This window comes from Streptomyces olindensis, from assembly GCF_040645895.1.
GTDB lineage: Bacteria > Actinomycetota > Actinomycetes > Streptomycetales > Streptomycetaceae > Streptomyces > Streptomyces olindensis.
Window position 1 is genome coordinate 1 of sequence record NZ_JBEYZD010000018.1, and the last position, 11509, is coordinate 11509.

The following is an 11509-nucleotide window of genomic DNA, read 5'->3' on the forward strand; positions in this document are numbered from 1 at the left end:
GGCGTTGACTTTTGGCACGCTGTTGAGTTCTCAAGGAACGGTCGCTTCCTTTGTACTCACCCTCTCGGGCTTTCCTCCGGGCGCTTCCCTTCGGTGTTCCAAACTCTATCAGTGTTTTTCCGGCCCTCTGACCACCGTCCTGCAGGCATGCAGAAGGCGACCCCGAGATAGGATCTGACAAGTTGGGTGCTGCCGGGCGAGGACACGAGCTTGCGTCGCTCAGCCCCAAGCAGGAGTACGACTGTACACGCGGCCGTGGAGCCGGTGCAAATCCATTTGGGGTATGGTCTAGACCACTCTGGAGTGCCCGCGCGGAACGGGCACTTCAGGTGACATACGCTGCTGAGCAGTGTGCCGTCCGGTACCGACACGGGCGGCCCCTATCGATCTCCACCCCTGGGAGGCTTCCCATGACCACCGTGACGTCCCCACTCGCAGGACGCGCCATCGGACTGGCAGCCGTGCCGGATCCGGTCTTCTCCGGGGCCATGGTCGGCCCGGGCACAGCGATCGACCCCGTACGCGAGCCTTCCGAAGCCGTCTCCCCCGTGGACGGCGTCATCGTCTCCCTGCACCCGCACGCCTTCGTCGTCGTCGACGAGAGCGGACACGGCGTGCTCACCCACCTCGGTATCGACACCGTGCAGCTCAACGGGGAGGGTTTCGAGCTGCTCGTGAACAAGGGCGACACCGTCCGGCGCGGCCAGGGCGTCGTGCGTTGGAACCCGGCGGCCGTCGAGGCCGCCGGCAAGTCCGCGATCTGCCCGGTCGTGGCGCTGGAGGCCACGGCCGAGGCTCTCTCCGATCTTCGCGACAACGGCGATGTGAAGGCCGGCGACAGTCTCTTCCTCTGGAAGTGACGTCTGCGCCGTCGTATGACGGCGAGTACGACAACCATCGCGGCGGTGGGACCCGCCGCACTATCGGAGACGGGTGAGATGGAGACAACGCTGCGAGGCGTCGGCGTCAGCCACGGTGTGGCGATCGGCGAAGTTCGGCATATGGGAACGGCGGTGCTCGAGCCGCCCGCGAAGCAGATCCCGGCGGAGGAAGCGGAGCGTGAACAGGGGCGCGCCCGCAAGGCCGTGGAGGCTGTGGCGGCCGACCTGATGGCGCGCGGGAATCTGGCGGGGGGTGAAGCCCAGGCGGTGCTCGAGGCGCAGGCCATGATGGCCCAGGACCCCGAGCTGATGGCCGACGTGGAGCGGCGGATCGCCGTCGGCAGCACGGCTGAGCGCGGGGTGTACGACGCCTTCGCCTCGTACCGCGAGCTGCTGGCCGGCGCTGGTGAGTACCTCGCCGGTCGCGTGGCCGACCTCGACGACGTGCGGAATCGTATCGTCGCCCGTCTGCTGGGGGTGCCGATGCCGGGTGTCCCCGACAGTGACGAGCCCTATGTCCTTGTTGCCCGTGACCTCGCGCCTGCCGACACCGCACTGCTCGACCCCACTCTCGTGTTGGGCTTCGTCACCGAGGAGGGCGGTCCGACCAGCCACAGCGCGATCCTGGCGCGCGCGCTGGGGGTGCCGGCCGTGGTGGCGCTGCCGGGCGCCGGTGAGCTGGCCGAAGGCACGATGATCGCCGTCGACGGCAGCACGGGCGAGATCTTCGTGGACCCGAGCGACGAGAAGAAGGCTCAGCTCGAGGCCGCGGCCGCCGAGCGGAAGGCTGCTCTGGCCGCCTCGACCGGGCCCGGCGCCACCGCGGATGGTCACAAAGTCCCGCTTCTCGCGAACATCGGTGGACCTGCGGATGTGGATGCCGCCGTCGAGGCCGGTGCCGAAGGAGTCGGTCTCTTCCGTACCGAGTTCCTCTTCCTGGACGACAGCAAGCAGGCGCCGTCCGAGGAGAAGCAGCTCGCGGCGTACCGGCAGGTGCTCGAGGCGTTCCCCGAGGGGCGTGTCGTGGTGCGGGTGCTGGACGCCGGTGCGGACAAGCCGCTCGACTTCCTCACCCCGGCCGACGAGCCGAACCCGGCGCTGGGCGTGCGCGGCCTGCGGACGCTGCTCGATCACCCCGAGGTCCTGCGCACGCAGCTGACGGCGCTCGCGAAGGCCGCGGAGGGGCTGCCCGTCTACCTCGAGGTCATGGCCCCGATGGTGGCGGACCGTACGGATGCCCGGGCTTTCGCGGACGCGTGCCGTGAGGCGGGTCTGCGGGCGAAGTTCGGCGCGATGGTCGAGATCCCGTCGGCGGCGCTTCGGGCGCGCTCGATCCTGCAGGAGGTCGAGTTCCTGTCGCTGGGGACGAACGACCTCGCGCAGTACACGTTCGCCGCCGACCGCCAGGTGGGTGCGGTCTCCCGGCTGCAGGATCCGTGGCAGCCCGCGCTGCTCGACCTGGTGGCGCTTTCCGCCGAGGCCGCCAAGGCCGAGGGCAAGAGCTGTGGTGTGTGTGGCGAGGCCGCGTCCGACCCGCTGCTGGCGTGTGTGCTGGCTGGTCTGGGTGTCACCTCTCTCTCCATGGGCGCGGCGTCGATCCCCTACGTCCGGGCGACGCTGGCCAAGTACACATTGGCGCAGTGCGAGCGAGCCGCCGCCGCGGCGCGGGCGTCGGACAGTGCCGAGGACGCGCGGAGCGCGGCGCAGGCGGTGCTGTCGGGCGAGTAGTCCGGCTGTGGCCGGCTGATCGGCTGTCCGGGAGGGGCGCTCCGCTGAGGCGGGGCGCCCCTCCGGCGTTTCAGTGGTGGTGTCCCTGGGTGGGTTTCTCGTCTCCGAGGTCTGGTGGTGCGCAGTAGTCGACGTTGGATTCGGGGGAGATGAGGTCCCCGGAGTCGACGTCGGTGCAGTAGGCGTCGAAGACCTCTCCCGCCGTGAGGGGTTCGAGTCCGTATGCGCGCAGGCGCCAGCCGTAGACGCGGTCGGGGGTGTCCGGGGCGCTGGCGCGGATGACCAGGCCTCCGGGGCTTTCGGTGGCGAGGCCCAGGGCCAGGACCGTGGTGAATTCGAGAGCTTCGGTCTCGTCGAGTTCCAGGGCGTCACCGGTGTCGGTGGCGTGGAGGGCGGCGACGAGGGTTTCGGGCGGTCCGGTGACGCTGCAGACGAGGTGCCGGTCGCCGGGTGGAGCCGTGTCGAAGACGCGGACGAGCAGGTCCGCGGCGCGGGCGAAGGCGGCCCGTCCGATGTCCTCGCCGCAGGAGGTGCAGGCTCCCAGGCGGGCGAGGAGCGTGGTCGCGTACTCCCAGGTGGCCTGCCGGACGGCCTCCTCGACGAGGGAGGAGAGGAGGTCGGCCAGTGGCTGGCCGTCGTACGGGAGGGCCGGGCCGGTCAGCGCGAGGTGCGCGGTGAAGCGGGTGCGGGTCGACGGGATGTCGGGGTTCAGGCCCTTCTGCTGGCAGAACTCGGCGTAGTCCTCCGGGTCGAAGAGGGCGACCGTGGTGTGGCTGCCTTGCAGGGCCCGCGTCCTGAGGAGGGCTTCCATCTGCTTGAGGTAGGTCGCGTGGTCGTCGAAGGTGAAGCTGCGGTAGCGCCGCATGGCTCGGAAGTCGTGCTCGTCAGTCAGCAGGCCGATGGTGCCCGCGATTTCGCGGCCCAGGACGCGTCGCATGGTCCTGCTGTCGGTGTGCGCCATTGTGTTCCCCCTGTGCACGGTCGATCAATTCTCACTCACAGTAATCGAGGGCACTGACAATGAGAGGTGCCAGGGGGCTCATGCAACTCGGCTGACGACGAAGCCGCAGGTCATGGCGGTGCAGCTGGTGACGAGCATCATCCACTCACGGTGACGGGAGTGGTCCGGGCCGCCGGTCAGGCGCGTTTGCGGGCCAGGTCCTCGTAGAAGGTCAGCAGGTCGAGGTTGTCGATGGAACCCGGGTTGACCGCCTTCTCCAGGGGCGTGCCTTGGAGGAGGCGCTTGACCGGGACCTCGATGCGCTTGCCGGTGAGGGTGTGCGGGACGCCGGGCACTTCGATGATCTCGTCGGGGACGTGGCGCGGTGAGAGTTGCTCGCGGATCGTCTGCTTGATGCGGTTCAGCAGGGGCTCGTCGAGGACGGCTCCCGGGGCCAGGTGCACGAAGAGGGGCATCCAGTAGCCGCCGTCGGGCTGTTCGATGCCGATGACGAGGGACTCCCGGATCTCGGGGAGGCGCTCGACGGCTTCGTAGATGTCGGCGGATCCCATGCGCACGCCCTGGCGGTTGAGCGTGGAGTCGGAACGGCCGTGGATGACGACGGATCCGCGGGACGTGACGGTGATCCAGTCGCCGTGCCGCCACACGCCGGGATAGGTGTCGAAGTAGCTGTCGTGGTAGCGGCTGCCGTCGGGGTCGTTCCAGAAGTGGATGGGCATCGACGGCATGGGGTTGGTGACCACGAGTTCCCCCACCTCGTCGATCAGCGGGTCGCCGTTCGGGTCCCAGGACTGGAGGTCGGTGCCCAGGCAGGGGGCCTGGAGCTCGCCCACGTGGACGGGGAGGGTCGGTACGGCGCCGGCGAAGCAGGAGCACACGTCCGTGCCGCCGCTGACGGAGGCGATCCACAGATCGTCGCGGACCTCGTCGTGGAGCCAGCGGAAGCCGTCGGGCGGCAGGGGCGAGCCGGTGGTGGCGACGCACTGGACGGAGGAGAGATCGAAGTCGCGGGACGGGTGCACGCCGGCCTTGCGGCAGGCCATGACGTAGGCGGCCGACGTGCCGTACAGGGTGGCCTTCGTGCGTTCGGCGATCCGCCACTGGGCACCGGTGTCGGGGTGGCCCGGGCTGCCGTCGTAGAGGACGATCGTCGTGCCGGTGAGCAGGCCCGAGACGAGGAAGTTCCACATCATCCAGCCGGTCGAGGTGTACCAGAAGAAGCGGTCCTCGGGGCCCAGGTCGCAGTGCAGGCCGATCTGCTTGAGGTGTTCGACCAGGATGCCGCCCTGGGATTGGACGATGGCCTTGGGCAGGCCGGTCGTGCCGGAGGAGTAGAGCACCCACAGGGGGTGGCCGAAGGGCACCTGCTCGAAGACGGGGGCGGTGTCGGCGGAGGTGAGGGCCGCCCAGTCCAGGGCGCCTTCGGGCGTGTCGGTGCCGAGGAGCGGGATGTGGACGACGGCGCGCAGGGTGGGCAGTTCGCGGCGCAGTTCGGCGACGATCTCGCGCCGGTCGTGTTCCTTGCCGCCGTAGCGGTAGCCGTCGACGGTGAACAGCACGACGGGTTCGACCTGCTGGAAGCGGTCGAGGACGCTGCGGGCGCCGAAGTCGGGTGCGCAGGACGTCCAGACGCCTCCCACGGCCGCTGTCGCGAGGAGAGCGACGACGGCCTGCGGGATGTTGGGGAGGTAGCCGCTGACGCGGTCTCCGGGGCGTACGCCGAGGGCGCGCAGCTCGGCGGCGAGGGAGCCGACCTGGCGGCGCAGTTCGGCCCAGGTGACGGGGCGTGGTTCGTGTGTCTCGTCGACGTACAGCAGAGCCGGTTCGTCCGCGCGGGTGTCGGCCGCGCGCAGGGCGTGTTCGGCGTAGTTCAGGGTTGCCTCGGGGAACCACTGGGCGCCGGGCATGGAGCGGTCGCCGAGCACGCGCGCGTAGGGGGTCGAGAAGCGGACGTCGAACCATTCGGTGACGGCTGTCCAGAAGGTTTCGAGCTCATCGACGGACCAGCGCTGCAGGGCCGCGTAGCCGCCCTCGGCGGGGGCGCCGTGGTGCTCGGCGGCCCAGGCCTGGAACCTGGTGATGCGGGCCCGCGCGATGCGCTCGGGGTCGGGCTGCCAGAGCGGCTGTGGACTATCGGTCGACATGGTCGGCTCCCGGCTTGTGCGCGTCGTGTGCGTCCTCCGCGCACGGGCTGGGGTGTGCGCGTGACGCGGCTGGCACGGACAATGCCATGTGATCGACTTCGGCACCAGGGTGCGCCCCACATAGTCCGTGTCGTGAAGATGTGGTCCTGACACGGGTGAACGGCAGTTGAACGAGACACGCTCGTGGGGCGGTCAGTGGCAGGGTGAGCAGCATGAACGGTCGTGACCTGGTGCGTTCGGTGAAAGCGGTGGGTTCGGTGGGGGCGGCGCAGGGTGTGCGTACCGTACGAGCAGCGTGGCGCAGGCGGCGGGCCGACGCCACCGGGCTGCCGTCACGCGGGGCGGAGCGGGCGCGGGTGCCCGGGCCCGTGCAGGAGGTGGAGCCGGGGCCGGGGGGCGGTGTCGTCCGGTTCAGCCGGTCGGAGCTGCGGATTCTGGTCGCGGTGAACGGGGCCGTCTTCTGGGGCTGGGACGGGGCGGGGCCCGAGCCGTCGTACGCCCTGGCCGGCCGCTGTCCGGAGCCGGACCCCCGGGCGGTGCTGGAGCCGGACAAGGACGGCGGCTGGCGGGTGGTGGCCGAGCGGGCGACGGTGGTCGTCTCGCGGCACGGCGCGGTGGAGGTGCTCACCCCCGGTGGTGTGACCCTGCGGCGTGATCTGCCGCCGCGGTGGTGGGAGCCGGTCGGTGGCGGCCCGGCGCGGTGGATGCAGCGGTCGGAGGTGGCGGCCGACGCCCGTTTCTTCGGACTCGGGGGGCGTGCTTCGGGTCCTCGGCTGCCGGACGGGACGTACCGGTTGTGGAACACCGACCCCGGGTACTCCTTCGCGCCCGGTGACGACCCGCTGTACATCACGATGCCGGTCCAGTTCGTGGTGTCCGACGGTGGTACGCACCTGGTGTTCCACGACAGTTCGTGGGACGGCACGGTGACCCTGCGGGAGGGCGAGGAGGGCGCGGGTTCCGGGCATGATCGCGCAGGGACGGCAGAGCTGCGGATGGACGGCGGCCCGCTGCGCTGCTGGGTGATGGTGGGCACCCCCGCGCGCGTGCTGCTCGCGTGGGCCTCGCTCACCGGGGCGCCCGCGCTGCCGCCCGCGTGGGCGCTCGGCCATCACCACGCGCGGTGGGGGTTCGGCAGCGAGCAGGAGGTACGGCGGATCGTCGCGGGCTATCTGGAGCACGGTCTTCCGCTGGACGCCGTGCACCTGGACATCGATCACCTCGACGCGCATCAGGTCTTCACCGTCGACCAGGACCGCTTCCCGAAGATGCCGGTTCTGGCCGAGGAACTGCGGCGGGACGGCATCCGGCTGGTGTCGATCGTCGACCCGGCCGTGAAGGCCCTGCCCGGCAACGCGGTGTACGACGACGGCGTGGCGGAGGACGCGTTCGTGCGGGACGCGTCCGGGCAGGTCGTGCAGGGCGTGGTGTGGCCCGGGGAGGCGGTGTTCCCCGACTTCACGCACGCGCGGGTGCGTGAGTGGTGGGGCCGTCTCTACCAGGAGCGGCTGGCGCAGGGGTTCTCGGGTTTCTGGCACGACATGAACGAACCCACCTCGTTCAACGCCTTCGGGGAGACGACTCTGCCGCGTTCGGCGCGCCACTCCTTGGAGGGGCGGGGCGGCGACCATCGTGAGGCGCACAACGTGTACGCGCTGTGCATGGCCCGGGCGGGGTTCGAAGGGCTGCGGAAGCTCTCGCCCCAGGAGCGGCCGTTTCTGTTCTCCCGCTCCGGGTGGGCCGGTATGCAGCGCTACGGCGGGACGTGGTCGGGGGACGTGGCCACCGGCTGGCCGGGACTGCGGGCGTCCCTGGCGCTGGTCATGGGGCTCGGGCTGTGCGGTGTCCCGTACTCGGGCCCGGACATCGGAGGCTTCGACGGGGATCCTTCGCCCGAGCTGTACCTGCGGTGGTTCCAGCTGGGCGCGTATCTGCCGCTCTTCCGGACGCACGCGAGTCTGCGGGCGGGGCGGAGGGAGCCGTGGGAGTTCGGCCCCGAGGTGCTGGAGCACGCGCGCGTGGCGCTCGTCGAACGCCGGCGGCTGTTGCCGTACTTCATGACGTTGGCGCATCTGGCGCGGCGGACCGGGGCGCCCTACGTACGCCCCCTGTGGTGGGCCGCACCGGAGGAGCGGGTGCTGCGGGACTGCGGGGATGCCTTCCTGCTAGGTGACAGCCTGCTGGTGGCGCCGGTGCTCGATCCGGGCGCGGACCGGCGTGCCGTGCAGCTGCCGCGGGGACGCTGGTACGACACGGTGACGGAGCGGGCGTACGAGGGGCCGGGGCAGGTGCTCGTCGACGCGCCCCTGTCGCGGATCCCGGTGTTCGCGCGCGCGGGAGCCGTGCTTCCCGTACGCGGGGAGGACGGCGGTCTCGAACTGGAGGTGTGGGCACCCGCCCGGGGCCGGACCGGGGGCGGGCTGGTCGTGCCGGACGGGGGCGAGGGCTGGGACGAGCCGGAGATCGAGCGCTACACCGCCCGGTGGATGGGCTCGCGCGTGGTCGTCGAGCGGGAGGGTGAGGGCGGCGGGGGTACTCCGCCCCACCCCGTGCGCGTCCGCGGGGCCGGGGAGCGCTGAGCTCAGTACCGGCCCTCGAACCAGGCCCGCACCGCCAGGGTGTGCAGGGGGAAGGCGAGCTCTTCCGGCCTGCGCAGGAGGTGCCAGCCCTCGGTTTCGTCCGTGGCTGCGGAGGGCGGCAGTCCCTCGGCGGGGCGTTCCGGGAGGAGACCGAACAGCAGCAGGTGTCCGTCGGGTGAGCTCATGGCGTCGACGAGCCGTACGTCGCGGCCGGCCGCGTCGATGCCGGTTTCCTCCTTGAGCTCGCGTACGACGGCCTGTCGCCAGTCCTCCCGGTCGTCGATGTAGCCGCCGGGCAGGGCGGTGCCCCCGCGCGCGGGTGCGACGGTTCGTGTGATGACCACCAGGGCCGTGCCCTTGGTGTCGTACACGGGCTGGAGGGCCACGGCGACCGGGAGCGGGTTGCGGTAGGCCACTGCGCCGCATGCCGGGCAGGTGCGGGGCCAGCCGGAGACGCCCTGGCCGTAGGGCGCGCCGCAGCTCGAACAGTGGGAGTCCGGCGCGGAGTTGGAACTGGAGTGCTGAGTTTCGGACACGCGGCGGACTGTAGCCGATCACGGGCAGGGCGTCTCGGGCAGGCGGCTCAGTGAGCGCTGGTGAGCGACTTCCTGGACACCGGGAAGTCGAAGTAGGTGTCCGGGTAGGGCTCGGGCTTGTAGGTGTAGTGCCACCACTCCTCTGGCAGGTTCACGAAACCGAGGCCCTCCAGGGTGCTCTTGAGCAGCAGCCGGTTGGCGCGCTGTTCGCCCTGGACGCGGGGGTCGAGGGTGTGGGAGAGGGTGTCGAAGCAGTCGAAGCCGGTGCCCATGTCGACCGAGTTGTCGGGGAACCGCTCGCTCTGGGGAGCGAAGCACGGCACGAGGGGTTCTCCGGGGTGGTACGGCCGGGTCGGCTTCGCCGGGAGCCTCACGAGCGTGACGTCGAGGGTCGAGCCGCGGCTGTGGCCGGACTTCTCGGCGATGTACCCGTCGGCGAAGAGCCGGGTCTTGTCGACGTCGGGGTAGAACTCGCCCTTCATCGCCTGGTCGTCGAGGTCCTGGGCCCAGCGGACGAAGTGGTCCACCGCGCGCTGCGGGCGGTAGCAGTCGTACACCTTCAGGGTGTAGCCCTGGCGCAGCAGCTTCCGCTGGGCCTGGTGCAGGGCTTCGGCGGCGGGGCGGGTGAGGACGCACATCGGCTGGAGGTAGCCGTCGATGCGTTCGCCGACGAAGTTGTGCGGGGTGACGTAGCGCATCTCCTGGATGATCGTCGGGTCCACGCTCCTCAGGGACACGAAGTCCCTCGGTGCCTTGGGCTCGGTCCTGGCCTGGGCGGTCGTGGTGGGGGCGGTCGCCGCCAGCAGGGCGGCGAAGGCGGTGATCAGGCCGCGTGCCACGGTGGTGAGTCGTGTCATGCCTCCTGCGTCTACCAGGAGTGGTCCCCGGTGGGGAAGGGACACGTGCTGCAACGGCCTCTCGTCTCCGGGCCGGTGGTCTGCCGATCTCCGGCGGAACCTGGCAGACTCCTGACGCACCGTCAGATCGGGTCTGCGGGGAGGGGCTGTGACGCGTACACGAACACCTGTGGTGACGGGATGGTTCGCCGGGGAGGGGGACGGCTTCCGGCTGCTCGGCACGCGGTGTACGGCGTGTGCCTCGGTCTTCTTCCCACGCGAGGACCGTCATTGCCGCAACCCCGGCTGTGCGGGCGGGGAGTTGGAGGAGGTCCCACTGTCCCGGCGCGGGCGCGTCTGGTCGTACACGGACAGCCGGTATCGACCGCCGTCACCCTACGTGAGCGATCCGGAACTTCCCTGGGAGCCGTGCGCGTTGATCGCTGTGGAGCTGGAGGCCGAGCGGATCGTGGTGCTGGGACAGGCGGCTCCCGGAGTCACCGCCTCGGATCTGGCGGTGGGCATGGAGGCGGAAGTCGTGCCCGGCGTGCTCCATGAGGACGCGGAGACGACGTGGACGACGTGGCACTGGCGGCCGACGGGGGTGACGGCGTGACGGACGAAGTGGCGGTGCTCGGCGCGGGCATGCATCCGTGGGGCAAGTGGGGACGGAGCTTCGTCGAGTACGGCGTGGCAGCCGCCCGTGCGGCCCTCGCCGACGCCGGGCTGGACTGGCGGGACGTCGGCTCAATCGTCGGCGCGGACACGGTGCGGGGCGGCTACCCGGGGTTCGTCGCGGGAGCGACGTTCGCGAAGGCACTGGGTTGGCAAGGGGCCCGGGTCGCGAGCGTGTACGCGGCGTGCGCCTCCGGGGCGCAGGCCGTCGACACCGCGCGGGCCCAGATCCTCGCCGGGCTCGCCGATGTGGTGCTCGCGGTCGGGGCCGATGCCGCTCCCAAGGGGTTCTTCCGCCCTGCGGGCGGCGACCGGCCCGACGATCCCGACTGGCTGCGCTTCCGCGTCCTCGGGGCGACCAACCCGGTCTACTTCGGGCTGTACGCCCGCAGACGCATGGCGGTGCACGGCGACACGCCGGAGGACTTCGCTCAGGTGAAGGTGAAGAACGCGGCGATGGGAGCGCTCAACGCGAACGCCCGCTACCGCGGCCGCGTCACCGCCGAGGAGGTCGCCGCCTCCGCCGTCGTCGCCGATCCACTGCGGCTGCTCGACATCTGCGCGACCTCAGACGGCGGTGCGGCCCTGGTGCTGTCGAGCCTGGAGTACGCGCGGCGGCACGGGCACGCGGAGCCGGTGCGGATCCGGGCGGTCTCCACGGTGACCCCGCGGTATCCCAACACCGTGCTGGACCTGCCGGACATCGCCACGGACTCCGCGGCGGCCGTGGACCCGCCCGGGGAGACGTTCCGGACGTCGATCGCCCGGGCGGCCTACGACGAGGCCGGCATCGGGCCGGAGGACCTGTCGCTGGCCGAGGTCTACGACCTCTCCACCGCCCTTGAGCTGCAGTGGTACGAAGACCTGGCGCTGTGCGGCGAGGGCGAGGGCGTGAAGCTGCTGCGCGACGGGGCGACGGCCCTGGGCGGTCGCATACCGGTGAACGTCAGCGGTGGACTGGCCTCCTTCGGCGAGGCGGTTCCGGCGCAGGCGATAGCCCAGGTGTGTGAGCTGGCCTGGCAGTTGAGGGGCGAGGCCGGTGACCGGCAGGTGGCGGGAGCGCGCGTCGGCCTCAGTGCGAACCAGGGGCTTTTCGGGCACGGGTCGGCGGTGATCGCGGTGCGGTGAGCCGCCCTGCCGGAGGTGGTACGGACAGATGGGGCCGTGCG

9 protein-coding genes are annotated in these 11509 nt (G+C 71.0%); 5 read left to right on the forward strand and 4 right to left on the reverse strand.

Translation table 11 applies throughout. The features are described 5' to 3' along the window. The first annotated feature begins 410 nt into the window (after positions 1 to 410). Both ABZ948_RS13900 and ptsP read left to right on the forward strand, forming a co-directional pair. The gene (locus ABZ948_RS13900; protein ID WP_114250833.1) at positions 411 to 860 is read left to right on the forward strand and encodes a PTS sugar transporter subunit IIA; all 450 of its coding nucleotides are present in this window, start codon (positions 411 to 413) and stop codon (positions 858 to 860) included. A 78-nt stretch (positions 861 to 938) separates the two neighbouring features. Continuing rightward, entirely contained in the window at positions 939 to 2609 is a 1671-nt protein-coding gene (gene ptsP / locus ABZ948_RS13905) for a phosphoenolpyruvate--protein phosphotransferase (protein ID WP_359759201.1), read from the forward strand. Between the two features lie 70 nt (positions 2610 to 2679). On the opposite strand, the gene ABZ948_RS13910 is transcribed toward ptsP, so the two are convergent. Together ABZ948_RS13910 and ABZ948_RS13915 are read right to left on the reverse strand one after the other, a co-directional pair. Further along, the gene (locus tag ABZ948_RS13910; protein ID WP_359759203.1) at positions 2680 to 3570 is read right to left on the reverse strand and encodes a DUF8829 domain-containing protein; all 891 of its coding nucleotides are present in this window, start codon (positions 3568 to 3570) and stop codon (positions 2680 to 2682) included. Between the two features lie 176 nt (positions 3571 to 3746). Further along, positions 3747 to 5714 (reverse strand): acetoacetate--CoA ligase, encoded by a 1968-nt coding sequence (locus ABZ948_RS13915; RefSeq protein ID WP_359759205.1) that lies wholly within the window; start codon positions 5712 to 5714, stop codon positions 3747 to 3749. A 212-nt stretch (positions 5715 to 5926) separates the two neighbouring features. On the opposite strand from ABZ948_RS13915, the gene ABZ948_RS13920 reads away from it, so the two are divergent. After that, positions 5927 to 8293, forward strand: a complete 2367-nt coding sequence (locus tag ABZ948_RS13920) for a glycoside hydrolase family 31 protein (RefSeq protein WP_359759206.1) — start codon at positions 5927 to 5929, stop codon at positions 8291 to 8293. Positions 8294 to 8295: 2 nt separating this feature from the next. On the opposite strand, the gene ABZ948_RS13925 is transcribed toward ABZ948_RS13920, so the two are convergent. Next, positions 8296 to 8829 (reverse strand): NUDIX domain-containing protein, encoded by a 534-nt coding sequence (locus ABZ948_RS13925; RefSeq protein ID WP_359759208.1) that lies wholly within the window; start codon positions 8827 to 8829, stop codon positions 8296 to 8298. A gap of 47 nt (positions 8830 to 8876) precedes the next feature. Then, complete coding sequence (locus ABZ948_RS13930; RefSeq protein WP_359759210.1) at positions 8877 to 9686, reverse strand: M15 family metallopeptidase; 810 nt, start codon at positions 9684 to 9686, stop codon at positions 8877 to 8879. A 169-nt stretch (positions 9687 to 9855) separates the two neighbouring features. Here ABZ948_RS13930 and ABZ948_RS13935 point away from each other — a divergent pair, with 169 nt between their 5' ends. Continuing rightward, positions 9856 to 10281 (forward strand): Zn-ribbon domain-containing OB-fold protein, encoded by a 426-nt coding sequence (locus tag ABZ948_RS13935; protein ID WP_359759391.1) that lies wholly within the window; start codon positions 9856 to 9858, stop codon positions 10279 to 10281. Beyond that, entirely contained in the window at positions 10278 to 11468 is a 1191-nt protein-coding gene (locus ABZ948_RS13940) for a lipid-transfer protein (protein WP_359759392.1), read from the forward strand. Before ABZ948_RS13935 ends, ABZ948_RS13940 begins: the two co-directional genes overlap by 4 nt. Positions 11469 to 11509: the final 41 nt, after the last annotated feature.

Excerpts from the sequence above, each read along its gene's own strand:
- ABZ948_RS13900 (WP_114250833.1), top strand. The coding sequence starts at position 411 with ATGACCACCGTGACGTCCCCACTCGCAGGACGCGCCATCGGACTGGCA.
- ABZ948_RS13920 (WP_359759206.1), top strand. The coding sequence starts at position 5,927 with ATGAACGGTCGTGACCTGGTGCGTTCGGTGAAAGCGGTGGGTTCGGTG.
- ABZ948_RS13910 (WP_359759203.1), bottom strand. The coding sequence starts at position 3,570 with ATGGCGCACACCGACAGCAGGACCATGCGACGCGTCCTGGGCCGCGAA.
- ptsP (WP_359759201.1), top strand. The coding sequence starts at position 939 with ATGGAGACAACGCTGCGAGGCGTCGGCGTCAGCCACGGTGTGGCGATC.
- ABZ948_RS13930 (WP_359759210.1), bottom strand. The coding sequence starts at position 9,686 with ATGACACGACTCACCACCGTGGCACGCGGCCTGATCACCGCCTTCGCC.
- ABZ948_RS13915 (WP_359759205.1), bottom strand. The coding sequence starts at position 5,714 with ATGTCGACCGATAGTCCACAGCCGCTCTGGCAGCCCGACCCCGAGCGC.